The organism is Pseudomonas sp. QS1027 (assembly GCF_002814235.1).
In the GTDB taxonomy this organism is placed as follows: domain Bacteria; phylum Pseudomonadota; class Gammaproteobacteria; order Pseudomonadales; family Pseudomonadaceae; genus Aquipseudomonas.
In genome coordinates, this window is record NZ_PHSU01000035.1 from 20,906 (window position 1) to 42,627 (window position 21,722).

26 protein-coding genes and 1 pseudogene are annotated in these 21,722 nt (G+C 61.4%); 3 read left to right on the plus strand and 24 right to left on the minus strand.

Going from position 1 to position 21,722, the window contains the following annotated elements:
- Positions 1–270: 270 nt before the first annotated feature.
- From CWE01_RS28860 to CWE01_RS28910, 12 genes are read right to left on the minus strand one after another with little or no spacing between them, the layout of a single operon-like run.
- Positions 271–1,242 (minus strand): hypothetical protein, encoded by a 972-nt coding sequence (locus CWE01_RS28860; protein WP_100943976.1) that lies wholly within the window; start codon positions 1,240–1,242, stop codon positions 271–273.
- Positions 1,227–1,919, minus strand: a complete 693-nt coding sequence (locus CWE01_RS28865) for a hypothetical protein (RefSeq protein ID WP_100943977.1) — start codon at positions 1,917–1,919, stop codon at positions 1,227–1,229. Before CWE01_RS28865 ends, CWE01_RS28860 begins: the two co-directional genes overlap by 16 nt.
- Entirely contained in the window at positions 1,916–2,455 is a 540-nt protein-coding gene (locus CWE01_RS28870) for a DNA-binding protein (protein WP_100943978.1), read from the minus strand. The genes CWE01_RS28865 and CWE01_RS28870 overlap by 4 nt, the downstream gene beginning before the upstream one ends.
- Positions 2,452–3,369, minus strand: a complete 918-nt coding sequence (locus tag CWE01_RS28875; RefSeq protein WP_100944063.1) for a hypothetical protein — start codon at positions 3,367–3,369, stop codon at positions 2,452–2,454. The genes CWE01_RS28870 and CWE01_RS28875 overlap by 4 nt, the downstream gene beginning before the upstream one ends.
- Positions 3,366–4,076 (minus strand): hypothetical protein, encoded by a 711-nt coding sequence (locus tag CWE01_RS28880; protein WP_100943979.1) that lies wholly within the window; start codon positions 4,074–4,076, stop codon positions 3,366–3,368. Before CWE01_RS28880 ends, CWE01_RS28875 begins: the two co-directional genes overlap by 4 nt.
- Positions 4,077–4,084: 8 nt before the next feature.
- Positions 4,085–5,737, minus strand: a complete 1,653-nt coding sequence (locus tag CWE01_RS28885) for a phage tail protein (RefSeq protein ID WP_100943980.1) — start codon at positions 5,735–5,737, stop codon at positions 4,085–4,087.
- A gap of 9 nt (positions 5,738–5,746) precedes the next feature.
- A complete protein-coding gene (locus CWE01_RS28890) occupies positions 5,747–6,271 on the minus strand; it encodes a phage tail protein (protein WP_100943981.1) in 525 nt (174 codons plus the stop codon).
- On the minus strand, positions 6,264–7,439 hold the full coding sequence (locus CWE01_RS28895; RefSeq protein WP_100943982.1) for a baseplate J/gp47 family protein: 1,176 nt from the start codon (positions 7,437–7,439) through the stop codon (positions 6,264–6,266). Before CWE01_RS28895 ends, CWE01_RS28890 begins: the two co-directional genes overlap by 8 nt.
- Positions 7,436–7,753: a DUF2590 family protein gene (locus tag CWE01_RS28900; RefSeq protein WP_100943983.1), complete on the minus strand. Its 318-nt coding sequence runs from the start codon at positions 7,751–7,753 to the stop codon at positions 7,436–7,438. Before CWE01_RS28900 ends, CWE01_RS28895 begins: the two co-directional genes overlap by 4 nt.
- Positions 7,750–9,711: a phage tail tape measure protein gene (locus CWE01_RS28905; protein WP_100943984.1), complete on the minus strand. Its 1,962-nt coding sequence runs from the start codon at positions 9,709–9,711 to the stop codon at positions 7,750–7,752. Before CWE01_RS28905 ends, CWE01_RS28900 begins: the two co-directional genes overlap by 4 nt.
- 3 nt (positions 9,712–9,714) lie before the next feature.
- On the minus strand, positions 9,715–9,855 hold the full coding sequence (locus tag CWE01_RS33645) for a hypothetical protein (RefSeq protein WP_177410524.1): 141 nt from the start codon (positions 9,853–9,855) through the stop codon (positions 9,715–9,717).
- 23 nt (positions 9,856–9,878) lie between these two features.
- Positions 9,879–10,166 (minus strand): putative phage tail assembly chaperone, encoded by a 288-nt coding sequence (locus CWE01_RS28910; protein ID WP_100943985.1) that lies wholly within the window; start codon positions 10,164–10,166, stop codon positions 9,879–9,881.
- A gap of 397 nt (positions 10,167–10,563) precedes the next feature.
- Here CWE01_RS28910 and CWE01_RS28915 point away from each other — a divergent pair, with 397 nt between their 5' ends.
- A complete protein-coding gene (locus CWE01_RS28915; protein WP_100943986.1) occupies positions 10,564–10,926 on the plus strand; it encodes a hypothetical protein in 363 nt (120 codons plus the stop codon).
- A 99-nt stretch (positions 10,927–11,025) separates the two neighbouring features.
- On the opposite strand, the gene CWE01_RS28920 is transcribed toward CWE01_RS28915, so the two are convergent.
- From CWE01_RS28920 to CWE01_RS28955, 8 genes are all read right to left on the minus strand, one after another.
- Positions 11,026–11,475, minus strand: a complete 450-nt coding sequence (locus tag CWE01_RS28920; RefSeq protein WP_100943987.1) for a phage protein — start codon at positions 11,473–11,475, stop codon at positions 11,026–11,028.
- A gap of 3 nt (positions 11,476–11,478) precedes the next feature.
- Entirely contained in the window at positions 11,479–12,597 is a 1,119-nt protein-coding gene (locus CWE01_RS28925) for a DUF2586 domain-containing protein (RefSeq protein WP_100943988.1), read from the minus strand.
- A 12-nt stretch (positions 12,598–12,609) separates the two neighbouring features.
- Positions 12,610–13,266, minus strand: a complete 657-nt coding sequence (locus tag CWE01_RS28930) for a phage virion morphogenesis protein (RefSeq protein ID WP_157815302.1) — start codon at positions 13,264–13,266, stop codon at positions 12,610–12,612.
- Positions 13,247–13,702, minus strand: coding sequence for a phage tail protein (locus tag CWE01_RS28935; protein WP_100943990.1), 456 nt, complete (start codon positions 13,700–13,702; stop codon positions 13,247–13,249). Before CWE01_RS28935 ends, CWE01_RS28930 begins: the two co-directional genes overlap by 20 nt.
- Positions 13,702–14,163, minus strand: coding sequence for a head completion/stabilization protein (locus tag CWE01_RS28940; RefSeq protein ID WP_100943991.1), 462 nt, complete (start codon positions 14,161–14,163; stop codon positions 13,702–13,704). Before CWE01_RS28940 ends, CWE01_RS28935 begins: the two co-directional genes overlap by 1 nt.
- A 100-nt stretch (positions 14,164–14,263) precedes the next feature.
- The gene (gene gpM / locus CWE01_RS28945) at positions 14,264–14,950 is read right to left on the minus strand and encodes a phage terminase small subunit (RefSeq protein ID WP_100943992.1); all 687 of its coding nucleotides are present in this window, start codon (positions 14,948–14,950) and stop codon (positions 14,264–14,266) included.
- Positions 14,947–16,008, minus strand: a complete 1,062-nt coding sequence (locus tag CWE01_RS28950; protein WP_100943993.1) for a phage major capsid protein, P2 family — start codon at positions 16,006–16,008, stop codon at positions 14,947–14,949. Before CWE01_RS28950 ends, gpM begins: the two co-directional genes overlap by 4 nt.
- A complete protein-coding gene (locus CWE01_RS28955; RefSeq protein WP_100943994.1) occupies positions 16,008–16,844 on the minus strand; it encodes a GPO family capsid scaffolding protein in 837 nt (278 codons plus the stop codon). Before CWE01_RS28955 ends, CWE01_RS28950 begins: the two co-directional genes overlap by 1 nt.
- A gap of 162 nt (positions 16,845–17,006) precedes the next feature.
- Between CWE01_RS28955 and CWE01_RS33995 the strand changes: the two are divergent.
- A pseudogene (locus CWE01_RS33995) lies at positions 17,007–17,259 on the plus strand (terminase); the annotation flags it as partial.
- A 303-nt stretch (positions 17,260–17,562) separates the two neighbouring features.
- Here CWE01_RS33995 and CWE01_RS34000 read toward each other — a convergent pair.
- Together CWE01_RS34000 and CWE01_RS28965 are read right to left on the minus strand one after the other, a co-directional pair.
- Positions 17,563–17,814 (minus strand): hypothetical protein, encoded by a 252-nt coding sequence (locus CWE01_RS34000; protein WP_256579431.1) that lies wholly within the window; start codon positions 17,812–17,814, stop codon positions 17,563–17,565.
- Positions 17,814–18,173 carry a hypothetical protein gene (locus CWE01_RS28965; protein WP_177410525.1) on the minus strand — a complete coding sequence of 120 codons (360 nt, stop codon included), beginning with the start codon at positions 18,171–18,173 and terminating at the stop codon, positions 17,814–17,816. Before CWE01_RS28965 ends, CWE01_RS34000 begins: the two co-directional genes overlap by 1 nt.
- 35 nt (positions 18,174–18,208) lie before the next feature.
- Between CWE01_RS28965 and CWE01_RS33445 the strand changes: the two genes are divergently transcribed.
- Positions 18,209–18,427 (plus strand): hypothetical protein, encoded by a 219-nt coding sequence (locus CWE01_RS33445; RefSeq protein ID WP_157815303.1) that lies wholly within the window; start codon positions 18,209–18,211, stop codon positions 18,425–18,427.
- Positions 18,428–18,792: 365 nt separating this feature from the next.
- On the opposite strand, the gene CWE01_RS28975 is transcribed toward CWE01_RS33445, so the two are convergent.
- Both CWE01_RS28975 and CWE01_RS28980 read right to left on the minus strand, forming a co-directional pair.
- The gene (locus tag CWE01_RS28975; RefSeq protein WP_100943997.1) at positions 18,793–21,471 is read right to left on the minus strand and encodes a toprim domain-containing protein; all 2,679 of its coding nucleotides are present in this window, start codon (positions 21,469–21,471) and stop codon (positions 18,793–18,795) included.
- 9 nt (positions 21,472–21,480) lie between these two features.
- A complete protein-coding gene (locus tag CWE01_RS28980; RefSeq protein WP_100943998.1) occupies positions 21,481–21,702 on the minus strand; it encodes a hypothetical protein in 222 nt (73 codons plus the stop codon).
- Between the last annotated feature and the right edge of the window lie 20 nt (positions 21,703–21,722).

Below are 21,722 nucleotides of genomic sequence, written 5' to 3' on the forward strand. Positions count from 1 at the left end.
TAAAGCCCGCCACGTGCGGGCTTTACCGTTATTGAGCATATGAATTTTGGCCTTCTGTCATCAGCCCCCCCGACAGACTGGGGCTTTGCTCGAAATACTTTACCGATATCGGTAAACAGAAGTTAGGCAACTTTGCCTATATTTTACCTTATAGGGTAAAATGTTTTCCGACGAACGGTGTAGGTTGGCTTAACAAAGTTAACACATAGGTTAATTTGATTCGGAGCCAAGCTATAAAGCTGGTCATTGTCTCTGCGCATTCAATGACTGTCATTCGGTGATGGGCTTCAACTTCGCTGACAACGTGGTGGCTTGCGCGGCGGCCCTGGTGAACTCGGCCGCGTTGTCTGGAGGCGGTGTCGGCCCGTGTTTGTGAGCGGCGAGCGCCGTGCTCATTTGCTCCACCAGGTCGATCAGATCCCCCAGCACCTGCAGCACGTTGACCCCTTCCGAACCCAGCCAGGTCTTGGGTGCTTTTAGGCTCTGGCTCAAGTCGGCCAAACTCTGGCGCGCTCCCTTGATCTGCTCGACCATATCCCCACCCACGACGGCGTTGTGCTTTTGCCCCACCACCAGGTTCAGGTCGCGCCCGGTGGCTAAGTGCAGATCGTCGACCGCCGCTAAGCTACCGGAACCACCGGACAGCAGCTTGAGTGCCCCCAACGCCTCGATCGTCTTTACCCCACCCACGGACTCACGGCTGTGATCATCGACCTCGATGTTGCTGCTCTGGTACCGCTCGGCATTCTCCAAGGCCTCCACCTCGCGCTCGCTGGCCCGGTCGGTGATACGCGCATCGGTCTGGCGCAACCAGTTGCCCTCGGCATCGGCGCGTTGTTGCACGGCTTCGCTGTGTTGCCAGAGCTGATCGCCTTTCGGCAACCGTGGCAGGCTCAGGCCGTGGGGCAGGATTTGCTGGATGAATGGCTTGTTCGGCAGCCCGTAGGCGAAGCTGATCACGACCGTGGTTCCCTCCCCGGGAAACCCGAAGAATCCGGTTTCCTCGCCGGCACCCATCAGCGGCAGAACAACGCCCGGTAGGAGAGGCATTTCCGGGTCGGGCTCGCCGTCCGGGGTCAGCACTTCCAGGTCCACCGCATAGCGCGGCCGGAAATCGTCGCACAGCCCGCTACTGGCCGGTGGGTCAGCGACAGCCACCACGCGGGCAAAGCGGGGCAAGTGATAGGAGCCGGTCAGCTCCGGAAAGCGCCGCTCAACAATACGTGTTACTGCCTCTTCCATTGGATGGCCATCTCGGTACCGGCCAGCGTCATCGCGGTGATGCGCTGGCCCTGATTGATGGATGCCCCGGGGCGCAGGCCGGGAATGGCCGTCACCGTGGCGCTCTGGTTGCCCTGGTACTGGTCGAACAGTTCGACCGGCAGTTGCAGCGGCGGTCGGGCACCCCAGTAGCTGTCGGCCCAACTACCCACGTACACCTCGCCGTCCCCCTGTTGCTGCCAGATAAAGTCGGGAATGCCGAACATCTGCGCCAGGCTGTCCATGGCCTGAATGCCAGCCGCCAGGGAGTAGAAGTAAGGCGTCTTGACCCGCGCATAGTCGGCCTCGGGCACCCGGAAGCGCAGGCCGGTCTGCTGACTGATAGCGACCAGCACCTCGCTCAAGTTCACGTGACGCAGAGCCAGGGGCAGCGGGAAGGTCAGGACCGCCGCCGCCTCCCTGCAAAGCAACAGCTGTTCCCGACTGTTGGCCGCGGTGCAGCGTTCGATGTAACCCAGGAAGTGCCGTTGCAGCGGGCGTTCGTTGTAGCCGATATCAAGCGTCACCAGACCACGCAAAGGGGCGTCGGCCTTCAGGGTAAAGCTGGCCCGGCCGGGACTGCGCAGGTCCAGGCGCACGTCATCGCTGATCAGATCGAACGGCTGCCCGTTCACGCTCAGGACTTTGTGCAGTTTCATGACGGTGGCGCCAGGTAGTCATCGACCCGTTTCAGCATCTTTTCGAAGCGACTCAGTTCCGGGGCCCCGGCCTCGCTGTCCGTCGATGGATCGGCCACGCCGTTACCGGTGCCGCCTTGCTGCTGTACCGGGTTATCGGTCCGACGTGACTCCACCCGTTCCGGATTGGACAGTTTTTCACTCAGGGTGAATTGCACCCGCCAAGCCGACAGGGTGTCGTCCTCGCGCACGCTGACGTTATCGCTGAACTGCACCTGGCGCAGGCCGAAAGCCTGAGCCGTGTCATTGACCACGCGATAGGTCTTGAGCTGACCACCGTCGGCGGTGGCCTCGGCCAATTGCATCAGTTCGGTCAAATGGTCTTGATCCCGGAATGGGATCATCAGCGTGATCGTCAGCGCCTTGGGCTTGAAGCCCTTGTGCGAGCTGTCGGTGTTGCTGGTCTGCCCGGACATGTCCGCAGTGTCGATACGCAGGTTGGCGGTCACCCTGAACGACTTACCGTTGACCTTCTGACCGTCGAGCAGCAGCGTCATAGGCCCACCAGCTCCTGGACAAAGCCCAGCCCTTCCCGAGGGCCGACCAGGACCAAGCCGGCACACAGCACCCATTCATGCCCCGGCGCCGTGCCGGCAAGCAAGGCGCGCCGCAATTCGGCGGTATTGCCGGGGCCCACCTGGCGTACGACCATGCCGCTGTCCGGGCTGGGGTTGGCTAACTGGTCTTGCAGGTCTTTCAACTGCTGATCACGGGCCGCGCTCTGGGCCGCTTTGCGAGTCGCCAGCTTGCCCAGGTCGGACAGTGGCGAGCTGTCCGCGTAGCTCTCCAGCACCGCCAGTTGCCCCGACAGTGACTGTTTCGCCGCCTTGGTAATCGTGCAGCGCTCCAGAGGCAGGGTTCCCCAGCGCGGGAGCGTGCCGGCACTGGGCAATTCCCACTTTTCCGCATCGAGGCGCGACAGGTGTCGGGCCCGCCGCTCGCTGCGGACCAAGTCCGGTACCGGCATCAACACATTGAAGCGCGCCAGTGTCTCGGCCAGCTGTTCATAGCGGGTTGAAAGGAACATCAGCGCCAGGGCGTATTGATCGCCAGCCAGTCGCCGGGCGTCCTCGTCCAGCAGCTTGTCGGCGAGCTGTTGCAGCAAATTAGGCGCCGACAGAAACCGCTGGTTTCCGCGCCCCTGGCCGATCCCGCTTTGAAATGGCGTCACGGCCAGACACGCAGGTGCCTGGCCCAACTGCTCGGCCATCGCGAGCCGACCCGCCGCCACCGCCGCTTCGGCAGCCTCTCCCACCGGCCCCGGGTTGGTGGTGGCCAACCCGTCCAGATCGGCCAGGCGAAGCGCGGTGCTGACCAATTCGGTGCCGGCCAGATCCTTGGCCGGCCCCAGGCCCTCCATCCATTGCGTGGATTCGGCGGGCCAGCGCAGGGCCACGGGCGCCCAGGTCATGCTGGCGGGCTCCATTCAATGGCTTTCATGGCGGCCAGATCCTTGTCAGCCAGGGTCTGGGCCAAGGCCTGTTTGAGGCTTTCCACCTGCAGCAAAGCCCGCTGTTTGAACGTCAGCAGATCCTGGGCTACTTGATCCAACTGTTCGGCGCTATGGGTCAGAAACACCTTTTTCCCGTCGCTGCCATAGGCCGGATACAGCGCTTCCATGTACGCCCACACCAACCCGGTCAGATTCACCTGATCTTCCAGCGAACTGTCGTAGCGGTGGTGCTCGCCCAAGGCTTCGGAGGCAAACCCCGACTCGATGTAACGGCCACAACCTTCATTGATCGAGGCGAGTTTCTGTTCATAGAGCTTGGCCAGCATTGTTTCCAGATCATCGACCCAGCGACCGTTTTTCCAGATCTGCCCAGGCTCGGGCTTCCTGAGGGTGTAGCCGTTGGGAATCGGGCCAACACCTGTAAGCGTCATTGGCTCGCGGGTGGCCGTGTTGTAGACAATCAGCCCATCGAAGTACTCCACCAGTTGCCAGGCCTTGCCATTCCAGAGAGCGGCTTTGAACTCGGGGATATCCGTCGGCGGCGGGACCCGCACGCAGCCACCCGGAATTAAAAACACCCCCGGTTCCAGGGGCGACTCATCGGCCTCAACCGGCCCAACGTACAGCCCGAGATGATTGGTTTGGTAGACGGTTTGACTGTTCATAGACACCCTCAATACTTGATACAGACCAGCAGTGCTTCGTTGATCGGGCGCGCCTCATTTCCACCCGAGGCTTCAACTCGGATGGGGTGGCTGTGTTCTCCATCGTGGGTGATCAGGATCGTATGAGTGTGGACAGGGACCGGAATAATGTTCAGATCATGGGTATGGGCACCGGACACCTGGGTGTATTGCGTGCCATAAAAGCCTGTACCGCCGCCGAAGTTGCCTTGGTCGGAGTTGGTGTAGCCCATGTGAAGTCCGTGAGAGTGTTCACCGGCAGCAGACACGCTCCCACTGTGGGTATGGCCCCCATCAGGCGTGGCAGAGCTGATATGGGTGTGTCGGCCGGCGTCATCCGATGAGGCGAGATGGTCGTGTTCGGCGTTCTGGTATAGCTGAAGGCTGCCCAACACCCTGTCCGGGTCCAGCCCCCGTCCGTCATCGAGCCCGCGGCTGAATAGCCCTCGACTGTCCCCGATGTTGAACGTGGTGCTGCCGTCGCCAGCGCCGTAACGGGTACCAATCACCCTGAACAACTTGGCGTAGGCCGTGCGCGACACCTCTGAACCGTTACGCTTAAGCCAGCCCGGCGGCGCGGTCTCCATGTCGAACGCCGCGACCATCCCCACCAGGGCGTCACTGATCTGCTGATTGAGATTGTTCAGCGCAGCCGTGGTCGCCAGGATCTCGCTGCTGTTCGTCTCCGGGTCGTCGCTTTTGGCATTCGGCAACTGGTCCAGGCCCACGTCACCTTTGGTGGTGGCCCGGGCGCGCAGTGCCGGATAGTCGCCGATCCGGGCGGCGAAGTGCTGGAGCAGAGGCCCATCGATGGGCTCGACCGGTCGACGATCCACCACGCGGGTGGTGTCAGGCAGATCAGCAATCGGAATGCAGTAGTGCCGCACTCCGGCGCTGTCGATGTAGTCCTGCAGGTCGTCGCTGAATACCACGGCCCAGGTCGCGCCCCGGTCATTGAGGTCACGCTGCAGGGCGACATCCAGCCACGCAGTGGTCGGCAAATCATCTGGAGCAACGGGTAGGACATCGAGCTGTTCGAGGCGGATACCTTCGACATAGGCCAGCCCGGGGTTGAGCTGATAGGCGCCATCAACCAGTTCAAGCGCCAGGGCTTCGCCAAAGAAACAGGCACGGCCGAACAACTCGCGATTGCTTCGACGCTCGCGCTCATCGATGCCGGCCAGGCGTACGGTGAAATCGTGTTGCCAGGTACTGGCGTCGATATGAATGGCCGTCAGCTCCTGGGCGCCGTCGAAGGCCACCAGGATATTGCGGGTGACGTTGTTGCCGATCTGATGCGGTGGGATGTTCTTGCGCTTTTCCTGGACGGGCACATAGGCCACGGTCAGCAGCACGTCCTCTTCCGTTTCCAGGCCCAACCAGTTCCAGTCGAAGTCACCGATATCACTGCCCATCATCAGGCTGTACGCGACCTGGTTGGGGTTCACGAACCCTTTCTGCGTGTACGGCGCGGTGAATACGATTTGCTCGGGCGGCGGCTTGTCCGCCTCTCGGTCTACCGGCTGCTCCGGATCGAGATCGGGCACCAGGGCGAGGACGAAACGCCTCACGTCCAGCACTTCACCAGCGGCCTGTTTCTCGGCAATCAGGCGTTCGCCTGCCAGGGTAATCGCGGCGCCCATGGGGCTCTCCTACAGCGTGGCGATCAGCGTTTGCTGGTCGTCGTTGAAGTCGACCGCTGCCAACAGCAGGGTGACGGGGGTGATGGTCACGAAGTCATAGCGTCGGCAGGTGCGCCCGTACTGCTGCACGATCACGCGCAGCAACTCGGGGTTATCGGACAGCTGCGAATCACTGAGCTTGAGCAACACCACGTCCCAATCCCGATCAGGCAGCCGCTCCTCAATCTCGACGTAGCCGACGCCCAGGCGGTGCAGAACCCGCATCAGACCGGCGGTGGAACCAGCATCCACCGAGTTGATAAAGGCGAACTTCACGCGCAGGCGGTACAGCGATTCGGGCTCACCGCGAAAGCGGGTGATGTCCCGCTGCCAAGCCAGCAGATCCAGAATGTTCAGGTGGCACTGTTCGGCATCCATCTGCATTAGGGGCCACTGCAACCAGCCCTCGACCTTTGTCCACCAGGCTTGGGCGCCGGATTTGAGCTTAGCCAGCTCCCCCGCGTTGAGCCAAAAAGGCAGATCGAGCTTAAGCATCGAGCAGCACCTCCAGGCTTTCGATCCGGGGAATGTTCAGGTCGGAAATAATGTCGGTGTTCTCGAAGTGCAGGGACTCGATGCGAGGGAACTGTTCGTGCAGCTCCTCGCCCAGGCGACTGAATGAAAAGCGCGATTGCGGGTAGGTCAGGGTCGGCTGGTAGTCGCTGGCGGTGCTTTCGCGGAAGGCGGCGCGAATGAACTGTTCGACTTCGATCTGCAAGCGAGTCCGTTGTTCTGCGTCCAGATTTGGCCGGGGCCATAGCGTCAACGTGATGTTGTGCAAGGTTTCAGGCATCACCATCACGAGCATGTCGTCACCGTGGCCGTGGTTGCCACCGCCGCGAATGTACGCATTGATCCTTTCCAGGTATTCCGCCGCCGGCACGCCGGCCTCGAACAACACCAGTGCATTGGCGCTGCCCGGGCCCCGGGGGGCACCGTGCTCGAAGTACACACCGTCCAGACGAACACCCGGAAAGGACGCGATCATGGCACGGTAGACGGCATCGGTGTGGTACTGGTTGACGGCGGAGAACTGATTGCGCGTACGCAGGCGCAACTGGTCGTTGTGTTCGGCATCATCGCCAGGCTCGGCCAGCCAGTCTTCGGCGTTCACGACCTGGACGATGCCCGGCACCGGCACTGGGAGAATGGCGTAATACCCGGGCGCCAGATTGAAACCGCTACCGGCCTCGATCGCCTCCACCGGGATGGACAACTGAGCCTCGCCGTCCGCGAACACGCCGGGTAACGTGGTTTTCAGCTCGTACACGTGGCCGTTGATCGCCGCCGACTGAACCCGCGTGCCAAGGGGCACTTCCAGTGCGCCGGCTGCGCTGCCCCGGGTGAACAGCAATTCGCCTTTGGCCTTGGTGGCGGCTTTACGCTCGACGTTCACCGCCCAGGCCAGCATGTCCAGCCAGGCGTCCTCGGCGGTTTTGACAAAGAAGTTCGGCAGCACTGTGTCGATCACAAAGCGGATCAGCCACAGCACCGGCTTGGTCACCAGAGCGCTGACAATCCGCCAGAACGGTGAAAAGGCACTGGTGTTGCTGAGCTTGCTGCCCTGGTCCGCCATCTCCTTTTCCCAGGCAGCTTTCAGCGTCGCCTCGGTGATTGGGATACCGGCCTCTTTCAGCGCCTCTTCAAAATCCACATCGCTCACAGCGTCACCTTGAGATGACCGAATTTCACGGTGGTGGCGGTGACCAGGTACTGCCCCGGCGCTGTCGGGTGAATCCGTGCGGTGCCCGGCACCAGGCGTTCGTCAGCCTCCACCAGCAGTTCCATCTGCTGGATGCAATCGCGCTGGCGCAGACGATCACGCTCGGCAACCAGCGTCACCAGCAACCCGCTGTCACGGATCATGTGGGCGATGTCCTGCGCAATGCTGGCGCGGTCGTCGACCAGCACCGGCTGATTCGACGGGTCCAGCACCAGGTCGTTGTCGCTGATCAGCAGGTCGACGTATTCACTCATCCGGCCATCTCCAGCATTCCCTGTAGTTCGTGGCTGGTCATCGGTTTGCTGTTCTGGATGGTCAGGTGCTCGATATGGGTGCCCTTGTTCTGTGTGTTGCTGTTTTGGATGCTGGTCAGAAGCCCGCCGGGCGGTACCGCCGTGGCGCGGTTGGGGGAAAGCGAGGGAATGGCGGCATTGATGGTTTGTTGGGCGCGCTGCGCCGCCGCCAGACTGTCGAGATTCGGCCCAGCCGGCAGCTCGCCGAACTGGGTTTTGATGTCCACGCCGGGGATCTTGTTGAGCAGGGCGATCAGGCCGTTGATGGCACTGTGAAAGATCGCGACGATGCCGTCCCAGGCCGCCTTGGCCATGCCTGACCAGCCGCCCATGGAATCGAACCAGTCGGAGAGCGCTGTGAGCTGTTCGCTGACAAACTGGAAGGCGGCGCTGTTCATCAGGGCCGTGGTCCATTCGTCCCAGTAGTAGACGGCGGCCACGATCAACGCGCCGAGCGCGATGATGCCGGCGATGATCCAGGTAATCGGGTTGGCCCACAGCGCGGCGTTGACCAGCCAGATCGCGACTTGCCAGAGCAACATACCGGTGCGTGCGATGCCCATCCAGGTGTACAGCAACGAGAGGCCGGCCACGAACAGGGTAATCATCGCGATGTGCCCAAGTAGGCGCAGTGCACCGTGCAGGTTGAGCAGGTTCCACAGCTTGAGCAATACGATCACGGGCACCGTCGCCGTGCGCCAGACGCCGAACACAAAGGTCATCAGCGCGACCCCGGCCGTGAGGCCCATCACGGCCAAGGCGCTCAGGCCGATGATGCGGGTCAGGTTGGGGAAGAGCTTCGACCAGCGCAGCACCGTATTACCGCCCTCGGCCAGCCGTTCCATCAGCGGATTGAGCACGGGCAGCAGGGCCTGGCCGAAGATGATCCGCACGGCGTTGACGGCCTCGCCGAAACGCTCCCACGGGTCCGCAATCGCCTGGGCCATCTCGATGGCTTTTTCCATGCCCTTGACCTTGCCGAGCTGGTCGATGCTGTTATTCAGGCCAGCGGTTTGATCAATCATCCCGGTGATAAAGCCCAACGCTACCTTGCTGCCAAAGGCCTTTTCGATCTGTTTCATCTCGGCCAGATCCAGCGTATCGCCGAACTTGCCTTTGAGTTTGTCCAGGATGCTGAGCAGGGGCAGGATGCGGCCCTGGCTATCGGTGAAGGACAGCCCCAACTTCTGCTGGGCGCCGTACACGCCGGCCAGAAACGCCTGGTACTTGGTCCCGGACTCGCTGCCACTCATCGTCGTTTGCAGCGTACCGAGCACCGCCAGTTGTTCGGTCATGCTGATGCCCATGCTGGTGGCCGTTGCGCCGAGGGACGAAAAGGCGCTGCTCATGCCCTGGCCGGTGGTCTTGAACATCTGTACCGCCATGGCGGTCTGGCCGGTCAGTTGTTCGACCCACTGGGCTTTGCCCATGGCATCGGCCTGATGCTTGAAAATCCCGTACATGGTGCCGACGTAGCCGGTGATGGTCGCGGCATCGGCCTTGGTGGCCTTGGCCAGTACGTTCGAGGCTTCGGTGAAGGTCGCCAGTTGCGTGCCAGTCAGCCCGGCAATCGCGCTCTGGATGTCATAGGCCGAGCTGACAAAGGCGCTGGCGTTGTTGCCGTAGGCGATGCTGAACGCCAGAGATTTTTGATTAAGCAGGTCCAGGGCATCCGCCGCCACGCCCAGACTCTGGACTTCGCCCAGGGCGGCCTGTTGGGCCAGGGCGGGGCCCATGGCCTGCTTGAGCGCGTAACCGGCGCCGACCATGCCGGCCAGCCCCAGACCCATCTGCTTGATGCCCTGCTGACCGCGCTGGCCGAGTTGGCTGAAAGAAGCATCGACAAGCTTCAACGGCTTGCTGACCTGGTCGACCAGGCGCAGGACAAAGTCGAGTTTGCTGGTGGCTGTCGCGGCCATGGTTTATCCCTTCAACGCCCTGGCAATCCCGTTGGCCACGGCGATTTCCATGCGATTCCAATAGTTGTCTTCCAGCCATTTGGCGGTGCCCAGGTTGTCGGCGGTGGGCGCCGCGCCGGGTAGCCAGCGTTCAGTCAGGGCCATCAGTTGGCCCAGGCTGTCCTCATTCAGTCGGTCTGCGCGTGCGATGGCTTTTTTACGACCACCTCGATGTCCGGGGCGTATTCCTCCAAGAGCAAGCCAGCCAGTTGCAGGGTCGTCATGGGATTGCGTAGGAAGGGGCGTAGCGCCTCGCGCTGATCCGCCTTGACGGTGTTGGTCAGCAGGTTGTTCGACGGTGCCACTTTGTTATTCGGGGTGACGGCATTGAAGTACTTGGTCACGTCCTGAGGGGCCAGGGTGAAAATGAAATCCTGCTCGCCGATCGCCAGGGTGATGTCGCGGTGCTCGTTCATAGAGGCTTCTCTACTCCGGTTAATGTCATCGTTTTCGGACAGAGGGGTGAGTGGTTTCCCTTGCCCGCCTATGCCTCGAAATGAGGAGAAATAGCTTTCCAAAAAAACTCATATTTCCTACGCGTTTTGGACGTGGGAGAATGTTGTGTGCGCTTGCTGCTGGGTCTACATTCCTGTTGTCGCTGCAAATTCAGCGATGCGGGTTTCGCAGCCCGGTTGGTTGGCGCACAGCGCCGCGTATGCGGTTTTTTTATGTCCGCGTTATGGCGGGCTGTGCGTAGGAGGCTTATGCCTGCCGGTTGCCAACTTTCCGGTCTGCGAACCTGCGTACAGTTCGCCACCCTTGTATCGCAGCGAGTGTGGAGAGCCCTTCTTAGCTAAAAGTTGGAGTTCCACAATGGTTAAAAAAATCACCCCCGATCCGCCTGCCGTTTCCAACGGTTCTGTGAAATCAATGCGGCCGGATGCGGCTCGCTTGATCGATACCCTCGGTCTAACCCTCTCTAAAACCATCGATTACGATGACCCTTTCAAACCTACGATTTTTGCCATCCAACCAGGCGTCCAAGCCCAGGACGCGCTGACCTACGTGTCGAAATTGCTCGAAGTCGCCGAACTGAATGGAGACGAAATCAGCCTGCATACGAATCCGGTGGAGCGGTCGCTGTTCTGGGGCATGCTTCACTCGGTAGAAATAGCGCGGGCCGTGGTGGATGCCCTGCTTGAAGGTTCGTCTTCACCCCATCGCACGCCCCCTTAATTGAAGTGGCGCATACCGCGGTTGGGTGACCTACCACACGCATGAAATGCAATCTCCACCAGCAGCCACCGCTCCCGGTGGCTGTTTTTTTGCCGTCGTTCATCGCAGCCCCTCGGTTTCACTGGCATCCAGATAGGGCACTCCGTTGATACGGATAAAGTCCGGACTGGTGACATCGAACGGCACCTTGTGGAGCGTCTTCTGTCCGCCCTTGGGGTCGATGTCCAGCAAGCTGGAAATTTTCAGCCGACAGCCGAAGGCCTCGACGCGCAGTTCGTCGGTAGCGGTCTTGGCGAAGAACAACACGTCGAAGGGTTCCAGCTTGCGGAACGATCCGACGCGGCCGGCGGCCTCGATCAGCAACGAGAAGTTGGCGCTGTCGAGCTCGAACTCTCCGCTGGCTGCAACGTCGCCATCTACATGCCCATCGGGCACGCCTCGGGTCTGAGCTACGGCGCTGTTGTCGGTGATGTCGAGGGTGGTTTTTTCGATATGCACCTGCAGGTCGCCCAGGTTCACGTCGAAGTTCATGCCGCTGATTCGGGCCATGGGTTATTCCTCCTCGCCGGCAGACAGGTCCAGGGCAATATTGGCGGTCAGGTCCTTGGGGCAGTTGAAGGGCCGGACCTTGAAAAAGATCTCGATGGTGGTGCGGTTCTTCCACTGCAACACCACGTCGCCTTCCTTGGGGGGCTCGATATCTCCGGGAAACTGTTCGCCGGCAAAGGTCACGGCGCGGGCCATTTCGCGCAGCGGTCGCATCAGCTTGAGTTTGGTGCTGGCCATGCTGTTGGGCGTGCTGTTGACCTTGCGATCAGCCACCAGGCGAATCAGCAAAAGCCGGATGCGTCGGGCTGCCTTGTCGACGACACGCAGGTTTTCGATCACGGTAAAGTCGCTGCCCGGGGCATCCAGCAGGTTGGCGTCACCCCAAAACACCCCGGGATAGTCCGGATAAGTTTGCGGGACCGACAGGCGCGCTTTATCCAGCTCGGCCAGGACCGAGGACGGTAGCGGCTGTTTTTCCTTGTCCGCGGGCGTTGGGCCCAGGCCGATCAGGGCACCGGTCGCCACGCGCATGGGGCTGTCAGCAATGCTGACCTCTGCCGTCGCCAGACGCCCGGCCAGTACGCCCAGGTCATTGCCGTGCAGTTGCGGGACGAGCACCACGCGTGGGGCCGCAACACCGTTGGTCAAGGCGCGCTGCTCCGTCAGGTAGTCGGTCCATTCCTGGGTGGCCGCCGCAATACCGGCACTGGCCGCCATCACAAAGACGCGGCGACCGTAACGGTTATTGAGCTCCACGGCCGCCGCGTGCAGGGCGGTCAGTTCGGTGGCAGCAGTGATGGGTTTGCTGATCACCACAGCCTCGACCGAGATGTTTTCAGTCTGTGACTTTTCCAGCGCGTCGGCCCAATTGCCGTCGGCCGCCAGGGGAATGGCCGTGCACGCCCAGCGATTGCCGCCGTTGAGGCGAGCCGCCGTGACCTGAGTTTTCAGGTCGGAGTCGTCCACACCCAGTTGGGCGTCCAGGTCGCTGTCGGTGTTCAGGGCCAGCAGCCTGCCGACGTTCTTCGGCGCCGGGCCGATGAACAGGAAATAGCGCTCAATCTCCGTCACTGGGCCTTGTCCCAGGTTCAGATTGTTGACGCTGACTTTGCCTTGAGCCATGGAAAGGCCTCGCTATCGGGGGGCGTTGAGGGTTTGTGCCAGGACGATCTGCAGGATGTCGCGCACGTCCTGAGCGTTGGCGCCGAGAACGATTCGGGCAGGCAGATCGATCTTCCAGCTCTGTTTTTTCGGATCGCCCAGCAGCCGCGAGAGGATCAGGCCGGCTTGGCCGGTCTTGAGGTTTTCCATGACCCAGGCTTGGGTGGGACGCTTCCAGCGCTTGTCCTGGCGAACCCGGTAACCGGCCTTGAGCAAGGCGCGGGCCTGGGGGCGTGTGGCGTGGTCCTGATACTGAGGGGTTTTGTTCCAGCGGCGCAGACGCGCAGCGGCCATGGTTTGCGACCGACCTTGCTGATGTTCGTTGGCTACCCGCGATACACGACGGCTTTTCCAACCCAACACGGCCTGTTGGGCATTCAGGCCAACCACTTGCAGGCCTTTGCCCAGGCCGCGCAGCATCTTGCGGTTACCGCCACTTTTGCGGCGGGCGTAAGGCGTTCCGTCCAGGTTGCGCTGGTCGCGGATACGCTTGCGGTCTTGGGTGCGTAGGCGTTTGCTGGCGGTATTCAGCACGCGGCGGCGTTTGGTGGCGGGCAGGTCCAGCAGTTGGAGTTGCGCCCGGGCATCCAACAGGCCGCGGATATCGAAATCAAGCATGGGCGTTGGCATGGCTCACGCTCCCGTGCTCGGCGATCCACAGGTCATATGGGACGAACGCCCAGCGCTTGCCGAAGGCCTCGATCTCGCCGTCATCGGACTCGGCGAGGTGTTGGGGTTCGATAAAGTCCAGTTGCAGCTCGATGTCGGCCAGGTCCGGGTCGAGCTGGTCAATCTCAAAGGTGGGGGCGGCCAGGTCGTTGCTTTCCCGATCCGGGTCATTGACCTCCAACCACGACCCGACCAGGGCCATCAGTCGGGCAGGATTGTCGCCAAAGCGCTCCATGACGATGACGGCGCGATAGCGCATATCCCCCATGTGCAGCCCCTGCTCGGTGGGTTTCCAGAACAGCGGCAGGCTGACCTCTTCGGCCCAGCTGTCGAGCTGTTCGGGGGCTACCAGGCGACGGTCTATCAGGAACTCGGTCAGGGCGCGGAGCTTGTGCATCAGATCAGCTCCGAGGTGATACGACTGCGGCCCTGAATCAGGCGTACGGCCTGCTGACTGAACGCCAGGAACTGCTCGGCGGTATCGGGCGCTTCTTTAGCCAGGTTCTGCGCCGACTCTCGACGGTTCACCGTGGCGAACTGGCTCAATAGAAAGGACTTGGCCCGGCAGTACACGGCGCGCTTGTAGCTGGCCACGTAGAAATGACGCTCGGGCAGTACCATCGGATCGGCACGGGATACCTGATGGATATCGACGCGCTGCCATTCGGCCTTACGTTTGGCCAGGTCGCTGTTCACTTCGTGCATGGCAGCGGTGATGCCATCCACCAGCAGTTCCAGCAGGTACTCCGCCGGCAGCCGATAGCTGCGCTGAAACTCGGCCACGTCGAGGTTCGGCCAGAAGCCGTCGTTGGGGATCGGGTGGTCGATCAGGTGGGTGGGTTTGCCGGAAAAGCTCATGGCGGTGCGCTCGTTCGAAATAAAAAAACGGGGGTAACTGCTTGCGGTCGTTGGCGGATGCCAGGGCCTCGGCAGGCCCCCGCTGCGGGGGGTAAGTCGCTTATTGGCTTGCTTGCCGGAGCAGGGCCTTGGTGGCGTCATCCAGCCGGGTCTTTACCTGGATGCCGGGATACAAGGTCACGGCGCGCTCAAAGTGGGCGATAGCCTCGCTCCACTGCTCCCGGTCCATGGCGATACAACCGAGCAACTTGTGGTAGCGCGCCGGGATCTTTTCGAACAACTGCCATTCGCCATCGACGCGGGGGAGCAGCCGTGACAGGTAGGGTTCGGGGCTGCGATGAGCCTTGTATTCAGCGTCGGCCCACTCGATCACCGTGTCGGCGACGAAGGTCGGGATATCGCGCCGAAAGCGTTCGGGCATTGGCTGTTTCTGTTGCATGGCGAAGTCGGCCAGCTCCAGGCCCTCCTCGAACTGCTCGGTGTCGAACAGCCAGATCAGGACTTGCATCAGGATCGGGTTTGGGTGGTTCAGGCCCGAATCCCGATAACGCTGCACGTACTCCCGGTATTTGGGCAGCAGCTCGTCGCGCTTGAGACGCTGGCGGGCGTCCAGGGCGTTGAGGTCCGACAAGCGCGCCAGATCCTCGGCCATGGCGCTGTTCATCAGGGCCAGGTGCTTTCGCGCATTGGCCGGGCCGGCCAGGGCTTGGGTCGGGGTGTAGGGCTGGTCGTTGGCGACGGGCCCTTGGTCGAGGATCCGTTGTTTATGTTTGAGGGCCAGACTCATGCCGCATCTCCCCCTTCCGGGGGGGCTTCGGGCAACGTGTCGGGAACAAACTCGACGTTGTCCGCTTCGATGCCGGCGAATTTCCCCAATTGCTCGACGACGTAACCTTCGTTGCGGCTGTTGTAGTCCTCAGTCCGCGAGCGCCTTGGGTTTTCCAGCAGGTGGCGGCGCCAGGAGGTGTCCTGAAAGTAGATCGACAGGTTGTTGAAACTGGTGACGACCACGCCCTTGGGCGGGAAGAACGGGCAGCTGTAGCAAGGCAGACCGCCGTAGGTGGCGATGACCTGGGCCATTTCGAGACGTTCTTTTTCCGTGGGGGTGCGGCCTTGGGCGGCGTAGAGCTTGCCCTTCTCATGGGACAGCAGATCTCGACCGATCAGGGCGACCAGATCACCGCTGCCGCGAAACACCTCATCGATCATGAGCGACACGTCGTGCACCAGGGCGTCCAAGTTCGGGTAATCCCCCGTGCCGCCGATCTGGATTTTGCCAGGCGTGGCGCCCTCGGTCAGGATCTGCTCCGGCGCCTGTTCGCGCACCAGTTGAAGCCAGCCTTTGTTCACGTCCTGAAGCATGGGGTGGGCCACCGGATTGGTGTCGGCGGCCGCGTGGGTGCCGTGCCAGCCGATCATGATTCGGTCCAGGCCCATGCCGGTATGCACCGCTTTGCTGTAGCGCTGGGCAAAGTCAGGGAACTTGGCCCAGGCGTCGATGGTGGCGAACGGCAGGGCGACATCGCTTTGGGTGTCGAACAGTTCGTATTCCTGGCCGTTCAGGTCGAGCAGGTTCTTCGGCACCCGATCGGCTCGGGTCACGTCGGTGCGCCCGGTCGAGGGGCCGCTCAAGCCGAGGATGACTTTCTGTCCGCGAAGCTCCCTGACCGGGACGATGTTGATGCGCTGGAGAAAGGCCGAACTCAAGGTGATCTTGTCGTTCAGGGTCTGCGCCATGGTCGGTTCAATATTGAACTCTTCCTGGGCGCAGCGAACACCGTAGGTCCGGGCAACGGCGGCTTGCAGGGCGTAATAACGCTGCCGGGCTTTAGCGCTCAGGCTCATCAGTAGACCTCCTCTTGCGGGTCATCGACAGCGCCGGTGGTGGGCGGGATCTCTTGGCCCGCGCCCTGGTTCAGTGCCTTGTTGAAGGTCTCGGTCAGCGCGTCCAGCGTGCTCTTGAGGCTTTTGTATTCCTCGGACTGGAGCGCGGCGGATGGTTCGGTGGGAGCGGGTTTGTCCGGTTGCGCGGCAAAGGTCGCGGCGCTTTTTTCGAGGCTTGCTGCCGCGTTGCCGAGTTTTTCCACTGCGGCGGTAAAGGCCTCGACCGATTTCGGTTCCATGGAGGGGGTCTCGTCGTGAGGGGGTTCAGGCGCGTCTTTACGGTTCAACTGGCTAAACAGCCGGGAGAAGAAGGCCATGACGCGGGTGTCGTCGGGATCGCTCGCCGACAGGTCGTCCAGCGGTTCGGGGGCGCCGAAATGGTTGCCGTCACCGGCCCTGCGCGAGAAATGCAGGGCGTCGGTGCCGAGGCTGGCGGGCTGGTCGGTGATCGCGAGGCCCGCCAGGTAGGGTTTGCCGCTGTCGGCAAAGTTGGGGCGGATCTCGATGCTGGTGAAGAGCTTCTGCGCTTCCTTGTTGAGCTGGAGCAAGCGGTCGTTGGGCTTGAGTTGGGCAAACAGGCCGACGCGGCCGTCAGCCAGGTCTCGGCACTTGAGGGCGGCGACAGTACCGAAATTCCCCAGGTAGCGAATGTGTTCGTACCAGATGACGGCGGTGTAATGGTTCGGGTTGTAGTGGGTCGCCATGTCGCGCAGGTCCTGGGCATCGAGGGTGCGGCCATCGGCGGTCTTGCCGCTGGTGGCAACGCGTTTCCAATCGGTGACAAGGGCGCGGGTCATAAGGGTGTTTGCTCGGTTGGGTATGCAGTTGCCGTCACGATAGGCACCTGAAAGACCGTGAACAAACGGTTCTACTGCGCGTTTCTCCTATAAGTGATAAGTAGGATTTTTTCGGGGTTTTTGAGCGGGTTTCGCGGGTTTTCGCTGCATAAACTGCGCTCCATGCCCTACTCAATCGAAATCAAAGAGACTGCCAAACGCCTCTATTTACGGCGCTGCAAGCCGCGAGAAATCCAGGCCCAGCTCAAGCTGTCCAACGTCCGTATCGTCTACTACTGGATCGAGAAAGGCGGATGGGATGACCTGCTGTCCGATGAGGAACCGCTGACGGCGGTAAGCCGCCGCATCACCTTGTTGTTGGAAAAATCGGGGGCGCTGGCCAAGGGGGAACTGGACGAGTTGGACCGGCTGAGGCGTTTGGCTCAGGGCAACCAGTGCCTGTTGCAACCGCTCATAAGCGAGGCCCAGCAGGGCGTTGTCGCGTGGCACCTGCCTGACGATCCGGACGGATACAAAGACCTCGCGCGGCATTTGTCCGGGGGAGTACGGGTCCGTAGAATCGGGTCGGGGCCTGCGCATCAGGCGGTAATGCATCAGGACCGTGGACGTGTGTGGCTCAAAAGGGTCGTGCTGTTCAGGGTTCATCGGTGTGTTGCTCCGTGGTTGATACGGATGCCGAGGGGGTTGCCGGCAAGCTCTCCCCCTCAGCCCCATCCTTTCAGGCTTCCCGCTTGGGGCTCGCCGTGTAGATCGGGCGCAGGTTGCGCACGACTTCAAACATTCCCATGTCGATGCCGTCGACCCGTTTCAGGTGAACGGTGCAGACCCTTCTCGGCGGGTCCAGAGGACGCTGGCGCCAGTAGAAGCTGGTGACCAGTTCCGCCAGGTTCGTCGGGGTGCAGACGTCGTAGTAATGGTCGGGCAGCGTGATGCGCTCGGCGTCGCCGTTGATGCTGTAGAAGATGTCCATCAGTGCGTTACCACCGGCGCCCAGCGCTTCACCAGTTGGGTCCAGATCGATTGGCCGTTCTCCACGCGCTGATGGACTTCAACTTCCGGCTGGTAGTCCATGGACAGGACGCTCATGCAGTCCTGGAACAACGCCAGGTCCAATAGACGCAGTTCGGTCAGGTCGAACGGGTAGCTGTCGCCGTCGTAAAGACCGAGCAGGAAGCGACCGACGATGCGGCTCTGCCCGAAGTCCTGCTGCGCGACGTGCACCAGGCGGTTCAGGGCGTATTCACCTGCCACGACGATGAAAGGCCGTAGTTCGCGGTAAATGATTATTTCGACGAGGGACTTGGGCAGGCCGTTGAGGTTGTTGGTCATGGGTGTTGCTCCTTGTTTCGTGATTGAGAAAGTTGATGTCGCTGGGTGTTGAGCCGCGTCCGCATGTCTTCACGCAAAGCGGTTTTTTGCTTCGGGTCGTTGAGCCAGTCGACGATTTCCTGTCGGCTCCACCGGGTCAGCAGGTGGCGGGCAAGGCAATCGCGGCGAAAGGCTTCCTGTTCCGAAAGTTCGGTCATCGTCGTGCTGGCGCGGAGGTCATTCGCGGGCGGGCTCTTGGCGTCTGGAATTTTTGAACCATGGCCGGATGGGAGGGCCGTTTGGCCTTGTTCTGTGCCGTTTCGCGTGCGACTATCGGTCGTTCAGCGGGGGTGGAATGTGCTGAACTATTGAGGTGTGGATAAAGTCCTGGAGCCCCTGTGTTTAAAGGCCCGTAGCGGCATTCAATCAGGCGGGAAGTAATGGAATGTGGCTGGAATGAAAAGTGGTTCAGTGTCGGACGCTGAACTTCCAGTAGTGAGATTTCATAAGTAGCTGTATTCATTTGATATTTACCTCTTAGTTCAAAAATTACAGATGGAAAAGGGCACCACACACAGGCTCTGGGTCAAATCGCAGGCAGCCGATCCCCTTGGATGAAAAACGCTTTCCAGTCAGTTAGTTATCGATGTTTCTTGAACAGCCAGCAGTTGATGGTGCGGCGTTCGATCCGGGAGTAGGTCTTCCGGCTTTCCATGAAGGTGTAGGTCGTGCTCTTTGGCAGGGCGCGCTGGAGTTGCACCCGCGTCAGTACCTCCTGGCCAGCTTTGCGACAGGCCTCCTGAAAGTGTTCGATGTTGATGGCGATGACGCCGCGGTCGCTGCTGTGATTGAGGGTTTCGTGAATTTCCTCGCGGGTGCCGTGGGCGTCGGTGATGCTGACCCGGCGCTCGTTGAGGTACTGGTAGATCTGCCAGAACGCAGCGGCGTCCGGGTGTTCCAAGCGGCAGCGTTGTTGTCGGTCGATGGCCCGCACTTCCAAGTGTTTGGCGAGTTGTTCGGTGTCGGCATCGGTCCAGGCCGGGAACAGCGCTTGTGTGGCGTAGGCGGCGGCCAGGACCTGGGCATGGGTCATGGTGATCCGGGCGTCGGTAATGGCCCCGACCGATTGCATGCGTTGTTCGAAGCGGGGGAAAACGTCGAAGTAGCGGTCGAGCCAGCCTTGTTCGAATGACAGGCAACGGCGCAGGTAGCCGCCCAGGTATCGGGCGTCCAAGGCTTTGAGTCGATCGGCCAAAGGCTTGAGGGCCAGGGAGTGGTGCTCCTTGCTGGCATGCAGGTGAACGATCCGCGACAGGAAGGCTATGGAGGCGTCGACACTGGCGTTTTGTGAGATGGCCAGGGCCCCGCGCCATAGAGTGGTGCGCGTTTCGTTGCCGGTGGTTTTGGCGCCTGTTACGCGCAGTTTTGCGTGGTAGTCGAACAGGTTTTTGTAGTCGTCGAAGTTGAACTGCACAATGACTTTTCGGCCCTGGGCGTCGGTGTATTCGCGGTCCGATTCGATCAGCACCACAGGCAGGTTGCTCACTTCGGCGAAGGCGCGGGAGAGGCCCACGGCACTCGCGCCCGTGCCGCTGGGGCGGGTGCCTTCTTCGTTGGCGCGCCCGGCCAGCCGCCAGAGGAAACGCAGCAAAGTGGTTTTCCCCGCGCCGGGATCGCCGGTGAATTCGAGCACGGCGAATGAGCCCTGGCGGACACCGATCTGCTGGACAAAGAAAGAGGCGGTCCACCAGGACAGGACGGCCAGCCCGTTCAGGCCGTTGACGGCGAGGAAGTCCGGGAACCATTCCGGGTCGAAGTCCCGGCCCTTGTCCATCACAAAGGTGCTGAGGGTGGTTTTAACCCCGTCGCTGCCGACCTCTATGAAGCCGTGTTTGTTGACCGGCAGTTCGCGGCCTTGGTAGTAGCCGTAGCCGGGAAAGCAGTAGATGCCGCTGGTGTCGTCATAGCCCACGAACGGCAGGCTGCGGACGGTGCGCACGGCGCGGGATTCGTCGTTGAGCCATTTGGCTTTGAGCATGGCCAGGACGCTTTCGCCGCCTTCGAAGTTGCCGCCTGGGGTGTGTTCAAGCAGTGAGCGGGCGAAGCCGCGTGGGTCGGTGATCGAGCTGGGGGCCAGGGGCGCTTTGCAACTGCGGCTTTTGTCCGGGAAGCGGAAGTCGAAGAAGTAGCGCTGTTCGCCCGTCACGATGTCCTTTTCCAGATACTCTAGGTCAGGGATGCAGTTCGCGACCTGTTTGATTTTCAGGTGCCGCGTGAAGAGCTCGCGGTTGCCCTCGACCTTGTCGTCTCCCAGGTCTTTGCCCAGTTCGGCCTGGTTAACACGGGCGGAGTAGAGGCGATTGCGGAACTCCATCAGGTAGAAAGCCACCGGCCGGCGCAGGTAGAGCAGGTACGCCAGTTTGGCAGTGCTCTCGGCGGTGAACAGGCGCCCTCGATAGCAGGCCTCTTGCATGAAGTCAGCGGTCAGTTGGCGGTCGCGGTAGACATCGTCCCAGTCGCGTTCGCCGGCCAGGGCGACCCAGCCGATTTCGTGCATCTCGCGCAGTTGGCTCAGGTATTTGGGGATGTATTTGTGTCCGGCCGCGTCGTCGTCCAGGGCGATGACCCAGGTGATCAGCTTGCCCTTGTGGGCCTCGATGATGTCCCACGGGAAGTTGACGCAACTGATCGCGGCTATGGCCTTGAACCCGGCCAGGTGCAGGGCGATGGCGTGGAAGATGCCTTCGACGATGTAGACCCGGTCGTTGTTGTCGAAGGTCGTGCCCTTGGGCATCCAACCGTTGGCCTTGTAGGACATGCCGTGTTTGATACCGGCCTTGATGCCGTCATTGGCTTTGACCGCGGCGGTGTCGATAAGGCGTTCCCAGTAGCCGTTGCACAGGGGGAAGCGCACGGTGTCCGCCCAGGTGCCATCGGCGAGCTTGCGCCGGCCTTGTTCGTACCAGCCTTTCAGGCGCTGGATGTCGAATCCGCGGTTGCGCTGCAGGTAGGCGTCGGCCGTGGCGTTGGGTTCTTCGTTGGTGGCGGGGAAACGCTCACTGAGGTTTTCGAACAGGTAGTGGTAACGCTCGTGGGTCTTCTCTTCGAACTGGCATTCGGACTCGCGATTGCATTTCAGCACGTAGGGTTTTTCCCGGCTGATGAATAGCCGGCGCTGGCCGCAATTCGGGCATTTGCCTTTTTGCAGGTACTTCTTGCCGATGTCTTCGAAGTCGAGCTGGGGGTCTTGCTCCAGGGCGTTCAGGACGTCCGTGCGGTAGAGCTCGTCGAAGTGTTTCTGATCGTGTTTGGGTTTCATGCCGGCCCCTTAACGCAAACCGTCAGTGGTGTTGACGCGCTCGGCCTGGGCGGCGGCTTCGGCCAGCAGGGCGATCATGTTGACCAGAACGGCCTGTTTGGACCCGTCGCCTTTTTCCCTGATCAGGATGCGCCCGAGCTGGATGTCGTGGCGGATGGCACGCTCAGACTGACCAGAGCGACGCGCGAGCTCCCGCACGGTGGTATAGGGCGTGTCGATACAGATCTGCATTTGGTAAGCTCCGTGTATGT